Origin of the sequence: Moritella sp. PE36, assembly GCF_000170855.1 — a bacterium.
Lineage (GTDB): Bacteria > Pseudomonadota > Gammaproteobacteria > Enterobacterales > Moritellaceae > Moritella.
Window position 1 is genome coordinate 33,283 of record NZ_ABCQ01000028.1, and the last position, 21,521, is coordinate 54,803.

The 21,521-nt window shown below is 40.5% G+C and carries 24 protein-coding genes and 15 tRNA genes; 8 read left to right on the plus strand and 31 right to left on the minus strand.

What is annotated here, in order from left to right:
* Positions 1 to 104 precede the first annotated feature (104 nt).
* Both PE36_RS14935 and PE36_RS14940 read left to right on the plus strand, forming a co-directional pair.
* Complete coding sequence (locus PE36_RS14935; RefSeq protein ID WP_006032880.1) at positions 105 to 650, plus strand: septation protein A; 546 nt, start codon at positions 105 to 107, stop codon at positions 648 to 650.
* Positions 651 to 933: 283 nt separating this feature from the next.
* A complete protein-coding gene (locus tag PE36_RS14940; RefSeq protein WP_006032881.1) occupies positions 934 to 1,323 on the plus strand; it encodes a ComEA family DNA-binding protein in 390 nt (129 codons plus the stop codon).
* A gap of 95 nt (positions 1,324 to 1,418) precedes the next feature.
* Here PE36_RS14940 and nadA read toward each other — a convergent pair whose 3' ends face one another.
* From nadA to ruvC, 26 genes are all read right to left on the minus strand, one after another.
* Positions 1,419 to 2,426 (minus strand): quinolinate synthase NadA, encoded by a 1,008-nt coding sequence (gene nadA, locus PE36_RS14945; RefSeq protein WP_006032882.1) that lies wholly within the window; start codon positions 2,424 to 2,426, stop codon positions 1,419 to 1,421.
* A 184-nt stretch (positions 2,427 to 2,610) separates the two neighbouring features.
* A tRNA-Met gene (locus PE36_RS14950) sits at positions 2,611 to 2,687 on the minus strand.
* Between the two features lie 52 nt (positions 2,688 to 2,739).
* Positions 2,740 to 2,815, minus strand: a tRNA-Lys gene (locus PE36_RS14955).
* A gap of 65 nt (positions 2,816 to 2,880) precedes the next feature.
* Positions 2,881 to 2,956 (minus strand) — tRNA-Val (locus tag PE36_RS14960).
* A 40-nt stretch (positions 2,957 to 2,996) separates the two neighbouring features.
* Positions 2,997 to 3,073 (minus strand) — tRNA-Met (locus tag PE36_RS14965).
* A 36-nt stretch (positions 3,074 to 3,109) separates the two neighbouring features.
* Positions 3,110 to 3,185: transfer RNA gene (locus PE36_RS14970), tRNA-Lys, on the minus strand.
* A 67-nt stretch (positions 3,186 to 3,252) separates the two neighbouring features.
* Positions 3,253 to 3,328 (minus strand) — tRNA-Val (locus PE36_RS14975).
* Positions 3,329 to 3,368: 40 nt separating this feature from the next.
* Positions 3,369 to 3,445, minus strand: a tRNA-Met gene (locus PE36_RS14980).
* A gap of 51 nt (positions 3,446 to 3,496) precedes the next feature.
* Positions 3,497 to 3,572, minus strand: a tRNA-Lys gene (locus tag PE36_RS14985).
* Between the two features lie 66 nt (positions 3,573 to 3,638).
* Positions 3,639 to 3,714 (minus strand) — tRNA-Val (locus PE36_RS14990).
* 40 nt (positions 3,715 to 3,754) lie between these two features.
* A tRNA-Met gene (locus PE36_RS14995) sits at positions 3,755 to 3,831 on the minus strand.
* Positions 3,832 to 3,867: 36 nt separating this feature from the next.
* A tRNA-Lys gene (locus tag PE36_RS15000) sits at positions 3,868 to 3,943 on the minus strand.
* A 67-nt stretch (positions 3,944 to 4,010) separates the two neighbouring features.
* Positions 4,011 to 4,086, minus strand: a tRNA-Val gene (locus tag PE36_RS15005).
* Positions 4,087 to 4,118: 32 nt separating this feature from the next.
* Positions 4,119 to 4,195, minus strand: a tRNA-Met gene (locus tag PE36_RS15010).
* Between the two features lie 45 nt (positions 4,196 to 4,240).
* A tRNA-Val gene (locus PE36_RS15015) sits at positions 4,241 to 4,316 on the minus strand.
* Positions 4,317 to 4,345: 29 nt separating this feature from the next.
* A tRNA-Met gene (locus tag PE36_RS15020) sits at positions 4,346 to 4,422 on the minus strand.
* A gap of 228 nt (positions 4,423 to 4,650) precedes the next feature.
* Entirely contained in the window at positions 4,651 to 5,436 is a 786-nt protein-coding gene (ybgF, locus tag PE36_RS15025; RefSeq protein WP_043994590.1) for a tol-pal system protein YbgF, read from the minus strand.
* A gap of 13 nt (positions 5,437 to 5,449) precedes the next feature.
* The gene (pal, locus tag PE36_RS15030) at positions 5,450 to 6,034 is read right to left on the minus strand and encodes a peptidoglycan-associated lipoprotein Pal (protein ID WP_043994591.1); all 585 of its coding nucleotides are present in this window, start codon (positions 6,032 to 6,034) and stop codon (positions 5,450 to 5,452) included.
* A gap of 20 nt (positions 6,035 to 6,054) precedes the next feature.
* Positions 6,055 to 7,425 (minus strand): Tol-Pal system beta propeller repeat protein TolB, encoded by a 1,371-nt coding sequence (tolB, locus tag PE36_RS15035; RefSeq protein WP_052298092.1) that lies wholly within the window; start codon positions 7,423 to 7,425, stop codon positions 6,055 to 6,057.
* Position 7,426: 1 nt separating this feature from the next.
* On the minus strand, positions 7,427 to 8,527 hold the full coding sequence (tolA, locus tag PE36_RS15040; protein WP_006032886.1) for a cell envelope integrity protein TolA: 1,101 nt from the start codon (positions 8,525 to 8,527) through the stop codon (positions 7,427 to 7,429).
* A 70-nt stretch (positions 8,528 to 8,597) separates the two neighbouring features.
* The gene (gene tolR, locus PE36_RS15045) at positions 8,598 to 9,023 is read right to left on the minus strand and encodes a protein TolR (protein WP_006032887.1); all 426 of its coding nucleotides are present in this window, start codon (positions 9,021 to 9,023) and stop codon (positions 8,598 to 8,600) included.
* 3 nt (positions 9,024 to 9,026) lie between these two features.
* Positions 9,027 to 9,719, minus strand: a complete 693-nt coding sequence (gene tolQ, locus PE36_RS15050; protein WP_006032888.1) for a protein TolQ — start codon at positions 9,717 to 9,719, stop codon at positions 9,027 to 9,029.
* On the minus strand, positions 9,706 to 10,125 hold the full coding sequence (ybgC, locus tag PE36_RS15055; RefSeq protein ID WP_006032889.1) for a tol-pal system-associated acyl-CoA thioesterase: 420 nt from the start codon (positions 10,123 to 10,125) through the stop codon (positions 9,706 to 9,708). The genes tolQ and ybgC overlap by 14 nt, the downstream gene beginning before the upstream one ends.
* 143 nt (positions 10,126 to 10,268) lie before the next feature.
* Positions 10,269 to 11,276, minus strand: a complete 1,008-nt coding sequence (gene ruvB / locus PE36_RS15060) for a Holliday junction branch migration DNA helicase RuvB (RefSeq protein WP_006032890.1) — start codon at positions 11,274 to 11,276, stop codon at positions 10,269 to 10,271.
* A gap of 17 nt (positions 11,277 to 11,293) precedes the next feature.
* Positions 11,294 to 11,914, minus strand: a complete 621-nt coding sequence (gene ruvA, locus PE36_RS15065) for a Holliday junction branch migration protein RuvA (RefSeq protein ID WP_006032891.1) — start codon at positions 11,912 to 11,914, stop codon at positions 11,294 to 11,296.
* 90 nt (positions 11,915 to 12,004) lie between these two features.
* Positions 12,005 to 12,526, minus strand: a complete 522-nt coding sequence (ruvC, locus tag PE36_RS15070) for a crossover junction endodeoxyribonuclease RuvC (RefSeq protein WP_006032892.1) — start codon at positions 12,524 to 12,526, stop codon at positions 12,005 to 12,007.
* A gap of 257 nt (positions 12,527 to 12,783) precedes the next feature.
* Between ruvC and PE36_RS15075 the strand changes: the two genes are divergently transcribed.
* The 5 genes from PE36_RS15075 to PE36_RS15095 all read left to right on the plus strand — a co-directional run bounded on the left by PE36_RS15075 (position 12,784) and on the right by PE36_RS15095 (position 16,057).
* On the plus strand, positions 12,784 to 13,011 hold the full coding sequence (locus PE36_RS15075) for a glutaredoxin family protein (RefSeq protein ID WP_006032893.1): 228 nt from the start codon (positions 12,784 to 12,786) through the stop codon (positions 13,009 to 13,011).
* A 92-nt stretch (positions 13,012 to 13,103) separates the two neighbouring features.
* Entirely contained in the window at positions 13,104 to 13,511 is a 408-nt protein-coding gene (locus tag PE36_RS15080; protein WP_006032894.1) for a cytochrome b562, read from the plus strand.
* An 83-nt stretch (positions 13,512 to 13,594) separates the two neighbouring features.
* The gene (locus PE36_RS15085; RefSeq protein WP_006032895.1) at positions 13,595 to 13,987 is read left to right on the plus strand and encodes a DUF2750 domain-containing protein; all 393 of its coding nucleotides are present in this window, start codon (positions 13,595 to 13,597) and stop codon (positions 13,985 to 13,987) included.
* 210 nt (positions 13,988 to 14,197) lie between these two features.
* On the plus strand, positions 14,198 to 15,136 hold the full coding sequence (locus PE36_RS15090; RefSeq protein WP_006032896.1) for an alpha/beta fold hydrolase: 939 nt from the start codon (positions 14,198 to 14,200) through the stop codon (positions 15,134 to 15,136).
* A 126-nt stretch (positions 15,137 to 15,262) separates the two neighbouring features.
* A complete protein-coding gene (locus PE36_RS15095) occupies positions 15,263 to 16,057 on the plus strand; it encodes a ribonuclease H family protein (RefSeq protein WP_006032898.1) in 795 nt (264 codons plus the stop codon).
* A 15-nt stretch (positions 16,058 to 16,072) separates the two neighbouring features.
* On the opposite strand, the gene PE36_RS15100 is transcribed toward PE36_RS15095, so the two are convergent.
* The gene (locus PE36_RS15100; protein ID WP_006032899.1) at positions 16,073 to 16,381 is read right to left on the minus strand and encodes a hypothetical protein; all 309 of its coding nucleotides are present in this window, start codon (positions 16,379 to 16,381) and stop codon (positions 16,073 to 16,075) included.
* Between the two features lie 139 nt (positions 16,382 to 16,520).
* On the opposite strand from PE36_RS15100, the gene PE36_RS15105 reads away from it, so the two are divergent.
* The gene (locus tag PE36_RS15105; RefSeq protein ID WP_006032900.1) at positions 16,521 to 17,438 is read left to right on the plus strand and encodes a M15 family metallopeptidase; all 918 of its coding nucleotides are present in this window, start codon (positions 16,521 to 16,523) and stop codon (positions 17,436 to 17,438) included.
* Positions 17,439 to 17,493: 55 nt separating this feature from the next.
* Here the strand turns inward: PE36_RS15105 and PE36_RS15110 are convergent, their stop codons facing one another.
* The 4 genes from PE36_RS15110 to PE36_RS15125 form a co-directional block, all read right to left on the minus strand.
* Positions 17,494 to 17,907: a phosphate-starvation-inducible protein PsiE gene (locus PE36_RS15110; RefSeq protein WP_006032901.1), complete on the minus strand. Its 414-nt coding sequence runs from the start codon at positions 17,905 to 17,907 to the stop codon at positions 17,494 to 17,496.
* A 267-nt stretch (positions 17,908 to 18,174) separates the two neighbouring features.
* Positions 18,175 to 18,882, minus strand: coding sequence for a DUF3108 domain-containing protein (locus PE36_RS15115; protein ID WP_006032902.1), 708 nt, complete (start codon positions 18,880 to 18,882; stop codon positions 18,175 to 18,177).
* A 6-nt stretch (positions 18,883 to 18,888) separates the two neighbouring features.
* The gene (locus PE36_RS15120; protein WP_006032903.1) at positions 18,889 to 20,037 is read right to left on the minus strand and encodes a hypothetical protein; all 1,149 of its coding nucleotides are present in this window, start codon (positions 20,035 to 20,037) and stop codon (positions 18,889 to 18,891) included.
* A gap of 135 nt (positions 20,038 to 20,172) precedes the next feature.
* The coding region (locus tag PE36_RS15125; protein ID WP_006032904.1) for a fructose-specific PTS transporter subunit EIIC at positions 20,173 to 21,521 on the minus strand (1,349 nt) is incomplete at its 5' end.

Consider the following 21,521-nt stretch of genomic DNA (forward strand, 5'->3'; position numbering starts at 1 on the left):
GATTTAAAGACATGTAAAAACAGCCTCATCATGAGGCTGTTTTTTTATATCTGCGATTTTCATGATAAACTAGATGACATCGTTAGCCGTGAGTCAAAAAGTTTATGAAACAATTTAGTGAATTTCTTCCCCTGATCGTATTTTTCATTATTTATAAAATGTACGATATTTATTCCGCGACAGCAGCATTAATCGCAGTAACAGCATGCACATTAATCTTTAGCTGGTTTAAATACCGTAAAGTTGAAAAAATGCAATTAATCACCTTTGCAATGGTCTCTGTATTTGGTGGCATTACCTTATTCACTCAGGATTCAAGCTTCATAAAATGGAAAGTAACGATTATTTACTGTCTATTTTCAATTGTTTTATTGGTTAGCCAATATGCCTTCAAACACAATCTGATTAAAAAAATGCTTGGTAAAGAAATGGTTTTACCTGAGTTTGTTTGGTCGCGTGTCAACACCGCGTGGGCAATATTCTTCCTCGCCCTTGCTGGCTTAAATCATTATATCGCGTTTAACATGTCAGAAGAGCTATGGGTTGATTTTAAAGTATTCGGGGTACTTGGTATCATGTTAGCTTTCACAGTATTAACTGTGGTTTATCTCTATCGCTACATGCCAAAAGAAAACAGTGATAATAAATAAGGCTCAGTAATCACTGGCTATCCCCCTATTTGAGTACTGCATTTGATTACACTATCATTGCACGATGATTAGTTCATTGAATGTAGTACTTCACCTAAACTCCCCCCCTTCTGGTAACACCTAATACTTTCTTAATACTCAAAATTTGAGCATTCATGAAATTCCTTACTCAAAGATGTGATAGCTCCCACAACGAGGCTATTGTTGATAACAAAAAGACTCATTATTACTACAGTTTGATTCTGAAAGAATAACTCATTGTTATCACGATAAAGGAATTAAAATGCTAAAAAAAATGAATCGCTTAGCCCTGTATATTGCCGTTACCGCACCGTTACTTTTATTATCACATGCAAATGCAGAACAAGCCGCCATATCAGAACTGACATCAATAAACCTTGATGTTATTGCGACAACCGAAACAACCGCATTTGATCTCAGCCACTCCGCTACATCAGCAGATGCGCTATTAATGCCATTAAATATTAATACCGCCACTCAATTAGAGCTTACCGCCTTACCAGGTATTGGCACCTATAAAGCAGCCCAAATAATACAATGGCGTGAACATAATGGTGAATTCGTCACAACGACAGATTTAGTTAACGTAAAGGGAATAGGAAAAGGGACTATCACTAAGTTGGCAGGGAGAATTACTGTAACCGACTTATAGTCGTCGCTATAAAATTGGCTCCGAGCGATGCATAGCGATAAAAAAAGCCTGAAGCAAAGGCATTCAGGCTTAATTAATTTATTAACGTTAAACGCTTAGTTTGATACGTTAAAATTCAACATACGTTCTAATGGAATAAGTGCTTTAAGACGAATTTCTTCATCAACAAAAATTTCATGCCCTTCATCATTAACCAATGAATCTTCAATCGTTTGCAGGCCATTCATACCCATCCAAGGACACATAGCACAACTGCGACAACTTGCGCCATTACCACCGGTTGGAGCCGGAATCATTTCTTTATCAGGACACGCTTGTTGCATCTTAAAGAAGATACCTTTATCCGTAGCAACAATCAGTTTTTGTTGTGGTAGTTCTTTTGCCGCTTTAATCAATTGACTCGTTGAACCAACTGCATCGGCAAGCTCGATTACATCGGCAGGTGACTCTGGGTGAACCAAAACAGCAGCGTCAGGGTTTTCTTCTTTTAAGCGTTTTAATGCTGATGCTTTAAATTCATCATGGACGATACAAGCACCCTGCCAGCGAACCATTTTCGCGCCAGTTTGTTTTTCAATCCAAGCACCTAAATGGCGATCTGGACCCCAAATTAATTTTTGACCGTCACTATCCAGGTGTTCGACCACATCCAGTGCAATACTTGATGTTACAATCCAGTCAGCGCGAGCTTTAACGGCGGCCGATGTATTTGCATATACCACAACGGTATGATCAGGATGCGCATCACAGAATGCTGAGAACTCTTCAACAGGACAGCCTAGATCCAATGAACAAGTTGCATCTAATGCTGGCATGATAATGCGTTTGCTTGGCGCTAAGATCTTTGCCGTTTCACCCATGAAACGAACACCGGCAATGATTAGCGTTTTAGCGGGATGATTATTGCCAAAACGAGCCATTTCCAAAGAATCTGCAACACAACCGCCTGTCTCTTCAGCAAGTGCTTGAATTTCAGGATCTGTATAATAGTGGGCAATTAATACTGCATCTTTTTCTTTTAAAAGCTGTTTAATACGGGCTTTATATTCCAGTTTTTCTTGTGCCGATAATGGAACTGGTTTTTTTGGGAATGGGTATTCCATTTCTACTACATTGGGGATCATAGCTAATTACTCAGTGCTCAAAAAATATATCTTCGCGCATTATACATGGCATTGTCATGAAAACGTAATTTAGCGTCATTTTTTTTCGACGCAAACAAAAAAGCCTCGCTATTAGCGAGGCTTTTTTGTTTATTCTTACAATAGTTTTATCTATCGTTTTAACTGGTTGCGGGAGCAGGATTTGAACCTACGACCTTCGGGTTATGAGCCCGACGAGCTACCAGACTGCTCCATCCCGCGACAATTTTGTTGTTCACTGTTTATCTAATAGTAAGAAATAACAGTAAGAAAGTGGTGGGCTGTGAAGGATTTGAACCTTCGACCAATTGATTAAAAGTCAACTGCTCTACCAACTGAGCTAACAGCCCCAAATTCTTTCTTTATAAAGTCTGATTACTTATCTTATAAAAGATATAATCAAACTGAACATTAGTGGTGGGTCCTACTGGGCTTGAACCAGTGACCCTCGCCTTGTAAGGGCGATGCTCTCCCAACTGAGCTAAGGACCCACGATATTTATTTAGCGATAGTTGTATCTATCGTTATAACTGGTTGCGGGAGCAGGATTTGAACCTACGACCTTCGGGTTATGAGCCCGACGAGCTACCAGACTGCTCCATCCCGCGACAATGCTGTGTGTTCTGTATCAGAACTAAAGAAAGTGGTGGGCTGTGAAGGATTTGAACCTTCGACCAATTGATTAAAAGTCAACTGCTCTACCAACTGAGCTAACAGCCCCCGTATTCTTTCTTTATAAAGTCTGATTACTTATCTTATAAAATATGTAACCAAACTTAATAACTTGTGGTGGGTCCTACTGGGCTTGAACCAGTGACCCTCGCCTTGTAAGGGCGATGCTCTCCCAACTGAGCTAAGGACCCACGTTATTTATTTAGCGATAGTTTTATCTATCGTTATAACTGGTTGCGGGAGCAGGATTTGAACCTACGACCTTCGGGTTATGAGCCCGACGAGCTACCAGACTGCTCCATCCCGCGACAATTTTGTTTTCACTGCTTATCTAATAGTAAGAAATAACAGTAAGAAAGTGGTGGGCTGTGAAGGATTTGAACCTTCGACCAATTGATTAAAAGTCAACTGCTCTACCAACTGAGCTAACAGCCCCCGTATTCTTTCTTTATAAAGTCTGATTACTTATCTTATAAAGAATATAATCAAACTGAATATTAGTGGTGGGTCCTACTGGGCTTGAACCAGTGACCCTCGCCTTGTAAGGGCGATGCTCTCCCAACTGAGCTAAGGACCCACGATATTTATTTAGCGATAGTTGTATCTATCGTTATAACTGGTTGCGGGAGCAGGATTTGAACCTACGACCTTCGGGTTATGAGCCCGACGAGCTACCAGACTGCTCCATCCCGCGACAATGCTGTGTGTTCTTTATCAGAACTAAAGAAAGTGGTGGGCTGTGAAGGATTTGAACCTTCGACCAATTGATTAAAAGTCAACTGCTCTACCAACTGAGCTAACAGCCCCCGTATTCTTTCTTTATAAAGTCTCGTTACTTATATTACAAAATAACTAACCAAACTTAATAACTTGTGGTGGGTCCTACTGGGCTTGAACCAGTGACCCTCGCCTTGTAAGGGCGATGCTCTCCCAACTGAGCTAAGGACCCACAAATTTTGCTATATTACATAGCGAACAAATTGGTTGCGGGAGCCGGATTTGAACCAACGACCTTCGGGTTATGAGCCCGACGAGCTACCAGACTGCTCCATCCCGCGACAATATGTTTTCATTTAGTTTACGTTAGGGTACGTAATTAAATGTGGTGGGTCCTACTGGGCTTGAACCAGTGACCCTCGCCTTGTAAGGGCGATGCTCTCCCAACTGAGCTAAGGACCCACATATACCAAATTAATTGGTAATAGAAGTGGTTGCGGGAGCAGGATTTGAACCTACGACCTTCGGGTTATGAGCCCGACGAGCTACCAGACTGCTCCATCCCGCGACAATTCTATAATCAAGAAGTATCTAATTTAACTTATCAACATAACATGTTGTTTCGCTAACGCCCTTCTCGATGGCGGCTATAATACTTTTTTCCGAAAACTCTGCAAGTAAAATCTGCTTAGAATCACAATTCAATGATAAAACTCTGAATTCCGTTCAGTTTAACGCCAATAAGATGACAAATAACACAAACCAATAGCGCGTTAATGTTGATCTATCTAAAACATTACTTTAGTGCTGCCAGCTCTTGCTTCGCAAGCTTAGCGACTGAATCATTAGGGTAATCTTTGATCACCAATTCAAAATAACGTTTCGCTTCACTATTCGAACCGGTTAACTTAGCAAGCTGGCCAAGTTTCTGTAATGAGTCTGCACGTTTATTGGATGCGGGATACTGAGTCACGATCTTTTCAAATTCAACTTTCGCTTCATCATTCTTATTATCTTTACGTAACAATAGCCCTAACCAATAATGTGCATTCGCGGCTAGCTCAGATTCTGGATACGTTGAAATAAAACTTTGTAGCGCAGGAATAGCTTCATCATACTTACGCTCATTTTTGATTAACTTTATGGCGTAATTATAAGAATCTTTACCGGTTAAATTTACTGGCTGATTTGCTGCATTCAAAATGCTAGCATCAGTTGCAACTGGCGTTACCGGTTTTGCGATAAGCGTCGTACGTATACGCTCAATATCATTGAGAATATCACGTTGTCGCTGTGTGATTTTGCTCTGTTCTAGATTGCTTTCTTCTATTGCCCCCTGCAAGTTCATTAATTCAATCGATAATTGATCAAGTCTTTGCTGAGTTTCTAATTGCGATCGGGTACGAGCTTGGAGGATATTCTCTATACGGGTAAGGCGTTGTTCAACGGAACGAGTTGCTTTGTTCGTTACCACCGGCTGAGTACTTGCTGTTACATCAAGTACTGTAGCGGGTGCAGCATGTCCTAAACCACTATAAAGAACGGCCATAATCATGGCCGTTTTAGTATTAATTCGAATCAAGGTGACTAATCCTTTAGTAAACTAGTACTGCACGTCGATTTTGAGTGAATGCAGCATCAGTGTGAGAAGTATTTACAGGTTTCTCTTCACCATAACTAACTGTTGAGATCTGGCTTGAAGAAACACCTAGATTGTTTAGGTATTTAACCACTGCGTTAGCACGACGTTCGCCTAGTGCGATGTTATAACCTGGCGTACCACGTTCATCAGCATGACCTTCAATTAAAACTTTAACCGCAGGGTTATCAATTAAGAAGTTAGCGTGATCTTGTAATAATTCACCGTATTCTGCAGTAACTGCTTGTTGATCAAAACCAAAGTAAACAACATGGCGTTTACGTAGTTCATCCATCACCTGTTTTTTAACTTCTTCTACTGTTAAATTTTCAACTGAATCAATGCTTACGTCAGTACCACTACCAACAATAACATTCGAACCTGAACCAGTATTACCATTAGCAGTTGTATCACTTACTGTTTGTTGTGCAGAGCTTTCAACGCCATCATTTGTAGTTGAATCTGTTGTTGAGCTACATGCTGCCAATGTCAGCATTGGTAACGCAATTACTAAACTTTTTAAGATTTTATTTAGTTGCATTTTCATTTTCCTATCAATAATTAATTCTTTTTAGATGTCAAGAAAGGTGACCAAGCTGGTGCTTTTACTTCTCCATCACTTGCCGGCAACACCGCTTTAAAACGTCCATCCATTGAGACTAGCGACAATACCTGTTTTCCCTTAACAACCGTACTGTAAATCACCATACTGCCATTTGGCGCAATGCTTGGTGATTTATCAAGACGACCGTTAGTCAGTTTTTGAACATATCCATCTGACAAATCCTGCTTGGTTACACTATACTTGCCTTTTTGCAAACTAACCATAACTAAATTCTTGCCATCTGGACTAATTGAAGGGTTTAAGTTTGCATTTCCCTCAAACGTAAGTCGTTTAATTTTCTTACTTTCTAAATTAATCTGATAGATCTGCGGACGGCCACCGCGTTCAGAGGTAAATACGATCGACTTACCATCAGGTGCCCAGGTTGCTTCGGTATCAATACCGCGATTTTTAGTCAAGCGGTCGAGTTTTTTGGTCTTCAAATCGTAAACATATACATCTGCTTGACCTGATTTAGACAGTATCATCGACAACTTCGAGCCATCAGGTGAAAATACCGGAAAAATATTACTGCCTTTATACGGTTCGATTAGCTCACGTTTTTGTGTCACCAGATCATAAATCCAGATCTCATGTTTTTTGTCTTCCATACTCATGTAAGCAAGCTTTTTACCCGTCGGATCCCATGACGGTGACATAACAGGCTCTGTTGAGCGGAATAATACATGCTGATTCATACCATCGTAATCAGAGATTAATAACTTAAATGGGTATTTGTCATCATAATTAATAGCAACATAAGCAATCCGCGTTAAAAAAGCCCCCCGAGTACCCGTTAAGTTCTCAAAAATATAGTCGCTTAATCGATGTGAAATATGGCGAGGGCGGCGGGTCGAAAAATTACCTTTCAAATTCAGTTTAATATGATCATTATTTATAACTAACTGTTCATCAATTTTTTGTGGCGTTTGATTTTTAAAACCAGATAACACATTAATGAGTTGAAAATGGATCTGTAAACGACCATCTTGTAGTGGTTTTATGGTACCAATTACAATCGCTTCGACACCGGTTTCTTTCCATGCTGCATAATTGACTGCACTTTCCGTTGCTGGTGTTTGTGGCATTAAGCTGCGTTCTAATGGTGAAAAACGACCGCTATTACGTAAATCGTCTGCGATAACACTGGCGAAATCAGTCATGTCTTTTGGTTTAGGCTGGACGCCTAACCACTTAAACGGTACCACAGCGACAGGTCTCGCACTGTTGGTGCCTTCGGTAATGACAATTTCTAATGCCGCATGCGCAATTTGTATTTGCATGAGACACACAATAAAGAAAGATAAAAATCGTTTAATTATACTCATATTAAATCTCTGGTCTAAAAATCAAATTAATATTTTTAAGTTTGCTCGCAACGTCAGGGTCTGTCGACATCGGCAAGCTCCCAACCTTATTCACTGCGTTAACGCCAGCTCGACAAACAATGCTATCACCTTTGCCACTGGTTACACTTAATACCAGACCGGAATCGGACAAACGAATATTAAGCGCACATGACTTACCTTTCATCGCATCACTGGTTAACATATTACGTTGGATAGAGCTTTGTATTCGAGCTTGGTATTTATCAACTTCACTAAGTACTTCCTGCTGACGTACTGCATCAAGTTGCTGGATCTCACTTTCAAGTTCTGATGCAAACTCGGCTTCAATTTGTTCTTGCATCAAGCGTTCCTGCCTGTCACGTTCAACTTTAGCTAAACGTTGACGTTCTTTTTCGGCGGTTTTACGTTTTTGCTCAGCAACACGTTTCTTTTCAGCTTCCTGACGCTTACGTTCTTGCTTCGCTTCTTCTGCCTTTTTACGCTTATTTTCGGCAACAACAGCAGCTTGGCGCTTACGCTCTTTTTCTTCTGCTGCTTTACGTTTTTTATCAGCAGCGGCAGCGGCTTGTTCAGACTTTTTACGCTCTAACTCTTTCTTCGCACGTTGCTGTTCGGCTTTCTTGGTTGCTGCTTCGGCTTTTTTACGTTCTTCAACCTTCTTCAAGCGGTGCTGTTCAGCTTTAACCGCAGCGGCTTCGGCAAGTTTACGTTCAACTTCTTTTTCTGCACGCTTAGTTTCAGCACGTATTGCCGCTTGTTCCGCTTTCAATTGCTGATCTTTGGCTTTTGCAATAGCAGCTTCTTTCTGCCTGCGTTCTTGATTAAGCTTTTTAATACGATCTTCAGCTTGCTGTAAACGTTGTTGTTCTTTTCGGCGTTTTTCTTGTTCCGTACGCTTGATTCGTTCAGCATGCTGCTTTACAGCTTGCTCACTCACAACCACAGCTTGGATCGTTTTCACTTTTGGCTGTGGTTTTAATGGTGTAGATGTTGCACTTAAACCAAGTAGCACGAGTAGAACGACATGTAATCCAACCGAAATAATAATAGCGACTGAGTACTTAGACTGATTATCCTTCATCTTTATTTATATCCTACCCTTAACTCTTAACTACTCTTAACTACTTTTAATTATTTTTAATGTAACTACGCTACTCTACTGGATCTGTCATTAAACCAACAGAAGGTGCACCAGCCTGTTGTAGCACAACCATTAAACGGATCACTTGTGCATACGCCACAGAGCCATCACCCTTTACGATAACGGGTGTATCAGGTTGTAATCTTAAATGGGCTGCAACTAACGTCGCTAAATCATCGGGCGACATTGGCGACTTATCACCGTCACCCACATCAAGGTAATATAAACCGTCTTTATCAACAGAAGCGACTATAGGTGGTTTACTGTCTTGTGATAACGCCTCGGCTTGAGCTTGTGGTAGATCCACAAGCACACCTTGAGTTACTAACGGGGCTGTCACCATAAAAATAATAAGTAACACCAACATCACATCGATATACGGTACTACATTAATTTCCGCTACAGGTCGTCTGCGCTTACGTCGATAAGGCTGCATCGCTTAATCCTGTGTTTTTTTAGCCAAGGTCTGGCGATGTAAAATACTGGAAAATTCTTCCATGAAATTAGCGTAATTATTTTCAATTCTCATCACTTGATCAGAAAATCGGTTATAGGCAATAACGGCTGGGATCGCGGCGAATAGCCCCATCGCGGTGGCAATCAAGGCTTCGGCAATACCCGGTGCAACCATCGCTAAAGTAGCTTGCTGGACAGCACCTAACGCAATAAATGAGCTCATGATGCCCCATACCGTACCAAACAGGCCGATATAAGGACTAATTGAGCCAATTGTCGCTAGATTATTTAAGTGGACTTCAAGCTCGTCAACTTCACGGGATAATGCAACGCGCATCGTACGGTAACTGCCATCCATGATCGCATCGGTATTGTCTTGATCGGCATTATGAATACGCACATATTCTTTAAAACCAGCGTGGAAAATTAACTCCATACCCTGAATATTATTCTTCCGCGCGTCGCTTTCTTTATACAATTTAGATAAGTCGATACCAGACCAAAATCTATCTTCAAATCGTTTCGACGCTTCATTTGCTTGCGTCAATGCTTTTGAGCGGTGAAAAATCATTGCCCATGATGCTACGGACATGGAAAGCAGTATTAACATCACTGCTTTAACCAATATGCTAGCTTCCCAAAAAAGTTCAAAAAATGAAATATCAGCAGCTTCCACTGGTTAGTTTCCTTATAATTTCTGTCGGCATCGCACAGGGTTTCTTATGAGACAATTGAATGCACGCCACTTTAACTGTTAATTCTGACAATAATTTACCACTTTCATGATAAATACTCTGAGAAAAGACCAAAGATGCGCGTTTAAGTTCCTTAATATGTGATTTTATAATTAATAAATCATCAAGGTATGCAGGATAACGGTAATCGATGTCTATTTTACGCACCACAAATGCAAGATCTTGTTGCAGTAATAACGCTTGTGAAAAGCCTTTATCGCGTAACATTTCCGTTCTTGCGCGCTCTGCGTAGTTCAAATAATTACTGTGGTATACCACGCCACCAGCATCGGTATCTTCAAAATAAACGCGAGCCATAAACTCACTTTGTATTATTTCATTTTGCATTATTTTAAAGCCTACATCTCTAACGCTAAAACTCGAACTTATAACGCATAAATTTAAGCATTTAGCGTTACAAGCTTATTAATATACCTGACAAAAATAAGATATGAAATTGATTTAATATGAAGATTACGTTTCTGTGGCTATTATTTCTCTGGATAGTCAAAGCCCAAATGCAGATAAGCACGTGCTGTCGCGATACGCCCACGCGGTGTACGCTGTAAGAAACCTTGCTGAATAAGGTACGGTTCAAGTACATCTTCGATGGTTTCACGTTCTTCACCAATCGCAGCAGCAACATTATCGAGTCCAACGGGTCCACCCGAGAAAGTATCAATAATGGCGATTAACAATTTACGGTCCATGTAATCAAACCCGCAAGTATCCACATCAAGCATGCTTAACGCCGCTGACGAGATCTCGGCATCTATATCGCCATCGTGTTTTACCTCGGCATAATCACGTACACGACGTAATAAGCGATTGGCAATACGTGGGGTACCGCGTGCACGTCTGGCTATTTCTAACGCACCGGCACGATCCATATTCAATCCTAAACACGTTGCCGAGCGTAATACGATATCTTGTAAATCTTCAACTTTATAAAACTCTAAGCGTTGGACAATACCAAAACGGTCGCGTAATGGCGATGTTAATGAACCCGCACGCGTCGTGGCACCAATGAGAGTAAAAGGCGGTAAATCAAGTTTAATCGAACGTGCAGACGGACCTTCACCAATCATAATATCTAATTGGTAATCTTCCATTGCTGGATATAAAATTTCTTCAATTGACGGGTTCAAGCGATGTATTTCGTCAATAAATAATACGTCATTCGGTTCAAGGTTAGTCAGTAGAGCGGCAAGATCGCCTGCTTTCTCTAATACCGGTCCCGATGTGGTTTTAATGCTTACGCCCATTTCATTAGCGACAATATTCGCTAACGTGGTTTTACCTAATCCAGGCGGACCAAAAATCAATAAATGATCCAGCGCATCATCACGTCGCTTACTGGCTTCAATAAATATTTCCATTTGACTACGTACGTGGTCCTGCCCTTGATAATCAGACAGCATTTTTGGTCGAATAGCACGGTCTATGACTTCTTCTTCGCGGACGGTACCGCTAGAAATTAATCGATCAGCTTCAATCACTAAAGTAACTTCCTAAATTAGTTCTGTAAGGTGGCACGTAATGACAGACGAATGATCTCTTCACAACTCATACTTGGCTGTGCAACTTGCTTGATCATCTTCGCGACTTGCGCAGGTTTATACCCTAAACCAATCAAGGCTTCTTCCGCTTCTTCAATCGCATTCGATGCCGTATTACCATAACCTTGTAATTGGGCTTTATCCGCTTCTGGGGTAAATAAGTCTTGCGTCACCCAGTTTTTCAGGCGGTCACGCATTTCCACTAACAAACGTTCGGCGGTTTTTTTACCTACACCCGGTAACTTAATTAAGCTGTTGATATCATCGTGTTCAACACAGTGTGCAAACTGGTTTGCCGTCATACCAGATAGAATAGCTAATCCCAGTTTAGGGCCAACACCATTCACTTTAATCAACTCTCGGAACATTAAACGTTCCATTTTATTATTAAAGCCGTAAAGTAATTGTGCATCTTCTCGAACCACAAAGTGGGTGTAAACGATCACTTCTTTATCCACATCGCCAAGCTCATAGAAGCAGCTCATTGGCAGTTTAATTTCATAACCGACACCATTCACGTCAAGTAAAATTTCGGGCGGTTGCTTTTCTAATAAAGTGCCACGTAAACGTCCAATCACAATTATTTTCCAACATTTTTTAATACGAATATAATGTTGAGTAGCATAATAAAATACTGGTTAAATATCCAGATCAATTTCTTTTTTCGGTTATTTGTAACGCCCGCGAGCTATGCCTTTAACTTTACCCGCCATATTAATCAAGGTACGTAAACTCTGAGCATGACATAATGCCACGGCGAGTCCATCGGCAGCATCAGCTTGCGGCGTTCCTGGCAACTTAAGTAAATTCACCACCATTTGCTGGACTTGTTCTTTATCTGCGCCTCCGTTACCGACGACGGCTTGCTTGATCTGACGAGCGGTATATTCTCCAACCTCAAGATCATTAGATACCGCGGCAACGATAGCGGCACCACGGGCTTGACCCAATTTCAATGCTGACGCCGCATTTTTGCCCATGAACACATCTTCAATGGCAAATTTATCCGGTTGGAATTGGATAATAATTTCACACACCCCAGCATGAATTTGCTTTAAACGCTCGGGTAATGTATCACCCGAGGTACGAATACAACCACTGCCCAAATATTGGAATTTACCGTGTATATGCTGGATCACGCCATATCCAGTGATCCGCGATCCGGGATCAATACCAAGAATAATACTCATATTTTATTATCTTCAATTGTCATGTTTATAATTACAGTATACCTGCACCTAAGCTTGAAACCTAAACCCACTACCTAATCCATATTCCATTAAAATAACGCGTATAAATTAAACAGTTAAAACCGCACGCCTTGATCTAATTATTCCACCATGGTGTAAAGAAGTGTATTTCAAATCATTTGCTCATATTGATACATTGTGAATAACCGTTAGCTTGCTATAATGCGCGTTTTTACGGTGAACCTTGTGGGGCTAAAATGAAAAGAGTCGTATTATATACGCAGAAGAAGTGTCCAAATTGCGATACGGCAAAGCGCTACTTAGATGAAAAAAAAATACCTTACCGTTTATGCAGTGTGAATGAACCACGCGGCAGTAAAGAATTAGCAGCTATCGGTGGCCGTGGGGTACCAACCCTTAAGATTGGCGACCAAATACTGCGTGGTTTCTCAATTAAATCATTCGAAAATATGTATCGCGGTTAATCTCGCGCACAGACCTGACTGTTATTACGCTCGTTGTTATACTTTCGATGTGATTAACAACAGCATTTAATCATTACCTATGGATATAAATCATGAAGAATCGTATTGCTCAACTAGGACTTATCATCAGTTTACTGTTTTCTACCTTGGTAAACAGCGCAGACATCGACAGTATCGATCTTAAAGTCACCATGAAAGAGATGCGATTAGCGTACACTCAAGCAATGAAAGCAACATCAGCGGATGAATTTTCTACTCGCATTGATAAAATGAGTAAAATGCTTGCCGTAGCACAAAGCTATAACTTTTCACCTGACCGTGCAGAGATGTCAAATCAAGGTTTAGATAAAGTAGAATCAATACTGAACAGCCTTCAACAAGCCGATATCACCGACGAAAATCTCGCTGTTGCGCAAGCTAAATTAGAAGATGTTGATAGCTTAAGAAAAGAATATCACAAGAAAAGTAAGCCTAGCATTTGGCAGCTCATCTTTGGTTAATCAATGAAGTCTTTGGTTAATACATAATTACATGTCGGTAATGAGTATTGCCGTCATATTAGTAAAAATTAGGAACAGATTACATGTCAAACACGCTCGACGAGAACCAAATAGCAACAATTCAAGCTTACGATGAAGAGAAGCGCCTTAGCTATTTATTAAAAGAAGTAACAAACGAACGCAAAATCTGGATCCTAACGGATGAACACGGTTGTGTAATGCTAAATAACGATGACGAAGATTGTGTGCCAGTATGGCCTAACGCAGAGTTTGCACAATCTTGGGCGACTGGCGAATGGGAACACTGTAAAACAGAATCTATTTCATTAGCTAAATGGCAAAGCCGTTGGACATCAGGTTTAATGGATGATGACTTAGCTATCGTTGTCTTCCCTAATCTTGATGATGAAGGGCTTATCATGTTCCCTGACGAATTTGATATGGCACTGCAGAAACAAGCGAAAAAGAAGCGCTAATCGCCAAATAATTTATCTAAAATCCTGCCTGTTATCAGATGATTCGGCAGGCTTTTTATTTTCACGTTTACTTCCCGTCCTGCCACTTAACCCTTCATAACAACCACTAAAAAAGTAGTGCTGCCAACATCACTAAGTTAACGAAATGTTATTTTATTTATCTTCAATCTCATGTATGGTTTCCCTATCCTGTGCAATCGGCCTAACGATATGATTTCAAACAAGCTAAAATTATTTATTGTCTGTATATGTTTCTCATTATTAAGCGGTTGCTCACTGGTTCGATGGAAAATAGACAATGATGAGAGCAGCCTTAAATCAGTTGGTTTTACACAACTCGATATTAGCTTAGCTGAAGGTGGGACACTGAGTTATTGGCGTGGTGGCCAAGGCCAACCCTTATTATTAATCCATGGCTTTGGTGGCAGTGCCGTCACGACTTGGAAAGATGAAATGCTTGCCTTAAGTGCAGATTATGATGTTATTGCACCGGATCTTGCTTGGTTCGGTGATTCTTTTAGTGCTGGCGAAGCCAACCTAACCACAGAAACAAATGCCATTGTCCAACTCATTGATGAATTAAAACTTAATAATATCAACATCGCTGGTATCTCATATGGTGGATTTGTCACTTTCAATATACTCAACAGCGCTAACCAAAATGATCGTATTAATAAAGCCATTATTATTGCCAGTCCTGGGCCCTACTTCAGTGATGATGATCTAGCCGCATTAACCAAACGCTTTGCAGTCGATAATCCAGAGGATTTCTTTATACCGAAGAACAGCGATGAATTACGCCGTTTATTTGAGGGTATTTTCGTCGAGCCTAAAATGATGCCAGACTTTATTGCTGACCAAATTTATCAAACTTATTTTGCCGCTTGGCATAAACAAAAAATTGCCATGATCCAATCTTTATCCGCAGACCGCGATACCCTATTAACAGCGCCTGTGACTACCACACCGACACTCCTAATTTGGGGGGAACAAGATCGTGTTTTCCCCGTTGAACACGGTATTTACCTCAGTCAAAAAATACAAGCTCCCCTGGTCGTCATTCCAAACACAGGCCATGGCGTCACAAATGAACAACCCGAGATGGTCGTACGTTTAATTAAAACCTTTATCGAAAGCGAAAAGCTATAACGGCTGTTTACCGCGATATAACACTATAGCGCCTGATTTATGTACAAGACTATGGTTATCATTGGTGTTTTGTAGGTAAGACATTTATTATTTAATCATTAAACTTTAAGAGTATTAAATTAAGTTATGAGTAAAAAACATTACGTAGTATGGAAAGGTGTGAAGACTGGGGTATTTGATAACTGGTCTGAAACTAAAGCACAAATTGATGGCCGCAGTGATGCGCAATATATGGGTTTCCCATCAAAAGAAGAAGCTGACCAAGCATTCGCCTCAACCTATACTCGCGCATTAATGAAACGCTCATTAGCCAAAGAAGGTCCAACTGGTTCAGGTGTTAAACCAAAAGCAACACGTCCTGCCGGTGCATCTAAGTCAATCCTATCGACACCGCCACAAGTTGCCGATCTCAACATTTATTGTGATGGTGCTTGCTCTCCTAATCCGGGTAAATCGGGTACAGGTATGGCCGTTTATGAAAAAGATAAACTGGCACAATTATGGTACGGCTTGTACGAAGCGAACGGAACCAACAACTCAGCGGAATTAAATGGTTTATTAGTCGCTTTCCGCTTTGCAGCCTCACACATAGAACAAGGTAAAACGGTGCAAGTGCTATCTGACTCTAGATACTCTATTGATTGCATCACTAAGTGGGCAAAAGGTTGGAAAAATAAAGGTTGGAAACGTGGCAAGAATGAAGAAATTAAAAATCTGGCGATTATTCAACAATGCTTTAGTTTGTACGAGCAATTAAAATCTAATTTAATTATTAATCACGTAAAAGGTCATGCGAATATTGAAGGCAATGAGCTATCAGACCGTATGGCGGTATTAGCTCGTAGCCAACAAGAACCTAAGTTAGTGCAATATACGGCCAGTATTAACGTTGCCGACATTCTAGCAATGCCATCAGGCTAGCAACGCCAATCTCGCTTACATAATAGGCGAACAACCTTTCAGCAGCAGCGCCACATTCGCACTCGATTTAGCTTGGGCATAATAAGTGTCCGTCGTTGTTGCTGCACTTTGAGTCATAGTGCCAATATCAGCAGAAATAAGCGGTGCAAGCACAGTTAACGCCGATGCCGACTGCCGATCCGCTTCATATGCCAAAAATGCTTTACTGATTTCGGTACACGAAAAAGCATCGGCGCCTTGTTGCGCCATATTATAAGCCTGAGATGATGTTTCACAACCAGTGAGTAGACCTGTGAATAATGCGATTGCTATTATTTTATGCATCGAACGTCCTTATGTAGATAAATATATGCGCCAATCTTCAGCGTTTAAATCAATATGTCTCATCCAGTATAGCTGAGAAAATTAACATACGTCGCAGCAGCACACACTGTATAAAATAATTATTTGAGAATGAAAATATATGTCAACACATTGGTTTAAAACATTAATCCCAACTCTAATCTGTAATACTCTATTATCGGTTTCAGCTGCAAATATTACTGAACTATCAAAGCAAGACTGCCGGGCAATGACAAATGCGGGTGTTATGTCCCCAAGCGCCCCCGTACAGTGTGATCGTTTAAGAAAAATCCAATTTAACTATATTGATTTTCAAAACAAACAACACAATAACGGTTCAATTATCGTCATGGACGCGGTATCACCTTACATCGCGGCCATTTTTGAGCGTTTATATCAATTGCAGTTTCCAATCAATAAAGCACAACCAATACGCCTCTATCAAGGTAATGACGACCTCTCAATGGCGGATAATAATACCTCGGCATTTAACTATCGACCTATCGCAGGTAAGCGTTCACTATCCATTCATGCCTATGGTTTAGCCATTGATATTAACCCAAAACAGAATCCGTTCGTTGAATTTGGTGAGCAAGGTAGTGCAAGCTTCAAGCCTGTGGATGGGGCTAAATACGCGAACAGAATGCAATTTAGATATGGTAAAGAGCAACGCCAAGGTTTTGCCGAAGATGTCGTTGCCACCTTTGCTGATAATGGCTTTTTATATTGGGGTGGTTTTTGGAATACACCGATTGATTACCAGCACTTTCAAGTCAGCCGTAATATGGCCAACTTAATGTCGGCAATGCCAGCGGATCATGCCAGTCAGTTTTTTGATAATTATGTACTCTGGTATCAATCATGTAAGGCCAGTTACCCTACAGCTTATGCGCAGCATAAAGTGAACGACTATGTACATTATTTAGAGACCAAGCTAAATAGCAAGTCAGTCAGTAAAACCTTTACTCGATCACCAGAAAAAGTAATAGCGGCAATACAACAACCGCTACAAACTTCAGCTATTTGTGTCAGAGATTAAACTGTGCAATAAATTAAGCAGTGTAAGAAATTAAAGTCTCCGACTGAGGCTGTTATTATTCCTCACCTAATTGTTTGTAAGGCCAATAGAAATGACCTGCACGGATAATAACGGTCGATATTGCTAATACTAATGCTGCAACCGATAGCCAAACGACATCCACACTCTGTAGTTCTTTCATACCTAACGTTACATAACGGGCAATAGCCATTATCGCGATGTAAATCGGATAACGAACCGGGATCTTACCGTTAACGACAAACTGCTGGATCATGGCGAGTACTTCGAGGTAGATAAACATTAACAAGATATCCGTTAATTTTACCGTTTGTTCTTCATAGACATGAAAAAAGTCATTTGCCATCGCGTAAATTGTTGCAATAGTTATGAAAACAAGCAACACAGCTTCGATATAGCTAAATATTTTTAAGAAAATGTGACTAAACTTTTTTGGTAAATGTGATGGCATACTTGCTCCGCAATATAAATATAATTCTCATTTTAAATAATGAGTTACCTGACAATATACAATAATTTGGTAACTATTGTATATTCCAACAGCCATATTATCCGATTAACAACAAGCTTGATTACATCTCGTCGAAGTTCCGTAATCACCATACGAGATGGCTTACCTTACTTTCGACGTCGTGAAGGATTCCGATTATCTGTAGCCAGCTCCTCTAAAGTGAAGAGAAATAAAACCCTGAACGTAAAAGCGCTCGGGTTTTATCCTTTAAGCGCAAACTTCAGTATAGGTTTTGAGCTCAGTTGTTCCCCTCAGTATCCAACCTTCAATGTTTGTCGCTTTGATCATTAAATAGTCCAAAGAAGGGGCAAACCAAAAAATAGCATTACTATCTTGTATTTCAACTACTTTAATCGCCTCTATATCGCCAAAGTAGCGAGTAGATAGAGTCTCCTTGCCTACAACCTGATATTCAAATAGTTCCATTTCATCTGTTGCTTGTCGTAAGGTATAGAAATGTGTTTTACCTTGTCTTACATTCATTTGGAGCTGCATGGTGATGGTATCCATGTCTTGTAATGGGTATTGCTTACTGTGATATTGTGTTATTTCACCATTCAGTAAGACGTTGCTATCTAAACCATTGGCACTCATGTTTACGCGCATTTCTCTATTTCTAAAACCAGTCATAACTTGATAAAATTCAGTGGTAAAATAGCGGTTTGTTTGTGCTTCATAGCGTGAACGAGATGTTTGATAGAAGGTAGTACTAATACCGAGTATGCTCATATTACTATGCGTTAAAAAAGACAAGTCAGCGCCTTGTTGTGTGATCTGTCGTTGCAGCTCTCCAGTATGAAATCCATTGAGATAGAGGTCATAAATAATTTCTTGTTCACAAACGACGTTATCCTCCGCTCGAACAAAAAAACTGATTAATCCACTGCTGAAAATGAACAAGACTACTTTTAGCATATTAGCCTAAAATACTTCATTAATGTTTAAATAAAATTCAGCACCGTCATCACCAAAGCCAATATCTGCACGTAAATTAACTCTATCTTTAATATTAAATCTAAAACCAGTACCGTAACTGATTAAGGTATCGTCAAATAACCCAGATATGTTATTCGCGACAGAACCCACGCCAGTCCAAAAGACCATACCAACACGCCAATAAATAGGGATGCGATATTCAACTTGGCTAAATACCATGTTGTTATCTACGTACCGGCCTTCGATATAACCTCTTAGCTTTTCGTCACCACCGAGGTTAGCAAGTTGCACAAAGGGCGTATCATCACTATTAAACTCACCTTTTACTTGCCATGCGAGTGTTCCTGTCAGATTTTGGAATTGATGATATTGGCTATAGTAGACTTGGTATTGCTCATATGTTTCAGATTGTGAGTTGCTGTACATCTGGTTAAATTGAAAACCTAGATTAATGCCTTTAAAAGCATTATCAACGTTATCTCTGGAATCGTAATCAATCTTAATTGAGCCACCCATACTGCTGTCTTTAACGAGTAAGTCTGTATTATTCGTCGTATTAACATCAATATCACTGGGATTAATATAGGCACCTATAACACCAAAGCCGAGGTAAATATTGCTGGCTACTTTACGTAACCATATAACATTCGCAGAGAACTCTTCTGAGTTATAACTTGTGACATTCTCAGATTGACCAGATAAACCATAAAAATAGCTTACATCATTGGCAATATTGGCATGAATAAATAATCTATTTTTATCTGATTCAAAGAAGTTTTTATTTTTTAGGCTCACGCCATAAGAGTTATTTTCTGAGTAATAACTATTAAGAGAAAGAGATGAAGGCTGGCTTAATTTAGTGTCTGATAAATTATATAAACCCACATACAAGGCACCAATACCAAGGCCTTTTTCGGGTGTGTAATAGGCTGTCGGGATAATACTGGAATTTAACCCTTGTTCTTTTTCATATGTTTGGCTGGCACCTAATGAATTTAAAATATCATCCAGAGACTGCGTCGCGATATTCTCAGGCCAGTCAAATAGCGGCAGGGTTGCTAAACTTTGTTCTGTCGCGACGGCTGAAAAACTGGTTAGCGCAGCTATGAATAATATACGTTTATAATTTAACAAAGAGAGAGCCGCCAATTGTAATAATACTATGCGGCGTTTATTCGCTACATGCAGATTGATATGGCTTTATGTTATCACTGTCTATTAAAGTGATAAAGCCTCATCAGAGTGAGGCTTTATCATAAAACGTTCTCGTTACGCTGTTACCTGTTGTTCTTCTGATTGTTTAAGTACCGCATAACTCACGCCCGTCACCAGTGTACCCGCAACAATCGCGACTAAATACATCAATACAGGTGTAATGGCGTTTGGAATTAACAGTACAAATAAACCGCCATGTGGTGCCATTAGTTCAGCGCCAAACAACATAGATAGCGCGCCCGTTAATGCTCCACCAGCAATACAGCTCGGGATCACACGCATTGGATCGCGCGCTGCAAACGGAATTGCACCTTCAGAGATAAAGCATAAACCTAAGACGAATGATGCTTTACCCGCTTCTTGCTCGCTATTATTAAACTTACGTTTCGCAAGCAATGTCGCCAGCCCCATACCTAACGCAGGTACCATACCCGCAGCCATGACTGCTGCCATTGGCGCATAGGTTTGCGATGCTAACAGACCAACACCAAAGGTATATGCGGTTTTGTTGACTGGACCCCCAAGGTCGAAACACATCATGCCGCCAAGAATGATACCCAGCAATACTGCGTTAGCCGAGCCCATATTATTCAAGAATTCAGTTAATGCATTCATTGCCGCAGAAACCGGACCACCGACCACATAAATCATCACTAGACCAGTGATCAATGACGCTAAAAGTGGAATAATTAAGATCGGTTTCAATGCTTCCATCGACTGTGGCAACTGGACTTTTTCGGCAATTAACTTAGCGGTGTAACCCGCAAGGAAACCTGCAACAATACCACCTAAGAAACCCGCGCCAGTTGAACTTGCTAACATACCGCCAATCAAACCAGGCGCAAGGCCTGGGCGATCCGCAATCGAGAAAGCAATAAAGCCCGCAAGTACCGGGATCATTAACGCAAAGGCCGAACCACCACCAATAGTCATTAACGCGGCCGCTAATGTACCCTCTTCTTTAAATGCTTCGATACCAAATACAAATGACAACGCGATAGCCAAACCACCCGCAACGACTAACGGCAGCATGTGTGAAACACCTGTCATCAAGTGTTTATAAGCGCCGGTTTTTTCCGAGCCTGCTTGTTCACTTGTCGACGTTTTACCATGACGATAAACTTGCGCGTCATTAAAGGCATTATCCATTGTCTGTGTGGTTTTCTTCAATGCTAAACCGGTACTGGTTTTATATACTTTCTTACCATCAAAACGGGCTAAATCGATATCAATATCTGCAGCAATAATAACAATATCCGCAGCGGCAATTTCAGCACTACTCAATTGATTTTTAGCGCCAACAGAACCACGCGTTTCGACTTTAATGGTATGCCCTAAGCGTTTACCTTCTTGCTCTAACGCTTCCGCTGCCATAAAGGTATGTGCAACGCCGGTGGACAAGC

Excerpts from the sequence above, each read along its gene's own strand:
- PE36_RS14935 (WP_006032880.1), top strand. The coding sequence starts at position 105 with ATGAAACAATTTAGTGAATTTCTTCCCCTGATCGTATTTTTCATTATT.
- PE36_RS14940 (WP_006032881.1), top strand. The coding sequence starts at position 934 with ATGCTAAAAAAAATGAATCGCTTAGCCCTGTATATTGCCGTTACCGCA.
- nadA (WP_006032882.1), bottom strand. The coding sequence starts at position 2,426 with ATGGAATACCCATTCCCAAAAAAACCAGTTCCATTATCGGCACAAGAA.
- pal (WP_043994591.1), bottom strand. The coding sequence starts at position 6,034 with ATGCAACTAAATAAAATCTTAAAAAGTTTAGTAATTGCGTTACCAATG.
- tolB (WP_052298092.1), bottom strand. The coding sequence starts at position 7,425 with ATGAGTATAATTAAACGATTTTTATCTTTCTTTATTGTGTGTCTCATG.
- tolA (WP_006032886.1), bottom strand. The coding sequence starts at position 8,527 with ATGAAGGATAATCAGTCTAAGTACTCAGTCGCTATTATTATTTCGGTT.
- tolR (WP_006032887.1), bottom strand. The coding sequence starts at position 9,023 with ATGCAGCCTTATCGACGTAAGCGCAGACGACCTGTAGCGGAAATTAAT.
- ybgC (WP_006032889.1), bottom strand. The coding sequence starts at position 10,125 with ATGCAAAATGAAATAATACAAAGTGAGTTTATGGCTCGCGTTTATTTT.
- ruvC (WP_006032892.1), bottom strand. The coding sequence starts at position 12,526 with ATGAGTATTATTCTTGGTATTGATCCCGGATCGCGGATCACTGGATAT.
- PE36_RS15075 (WP_006032893.1), top strand. The coding sequence starts at position 12,784 with ATGAAAAGAGTCGTATTATATACGCAGAAGAAGTGTCCAAATTGCGAT.
- PE36_RS15080 (WP_006032894.1), top strand. The coding sequence starts at position 13,104 with ATGAAGAATCGTATTGCTCAACTAGGACTTATCATCAGTTTACTGTTT.
- PE36_RS15085 (WP_006032895.1), top strand. The coding sequence starts at position 13,595 with ATGTCAAACACGCTCGACGAGAACCAAATAGCAACAATTCAAGCTTAC.
- PE36_RS15090 (WP_006032896.1), top strand. The coding sequence starts at position 14,198 with ATGATTTCAAACAAGCTAAAATTATTTATTGTCTGTATATGTTTCTCA.
- PE36_RS15095 (WP_006032898.1), top strand. The coding sequence starts at position 15,263 with ATGAGTAAAAAACATTACGTAGTATGGAAAGGTGTGAAGACTGGGGTA.
- PE36_RS15100 (WP_006032899.1), bottom strand. The coding sequence starts at position 16,381 with ATGCATAAAATAATAGCAATCGCATTATTCACAGGTCTACTCACTGGT.
- PE36_RS15105 (WP_006032900.1), top strand. The coding sequence starts at position 16,521 with ATGTCAACACATTGGTTTAAAACATTAATCCCAACTCTAATCTGTAAT.
- PE36_RS15110 (WP_006032901.1), bottom strand. The coding sequence starts at position 17,907 with ATGCCATCACATTTACCAAAAAAGTTTAGTCACATTTTCTTAAAAATA.
- PE36_RS15115 (WP_006032902.1), bottom strand. The coding sequence starts at position 18,882 with ATGCTAAAAGTAGTCTTGTTCATTTTCAGCAGTGGATTAATCAGTTTT.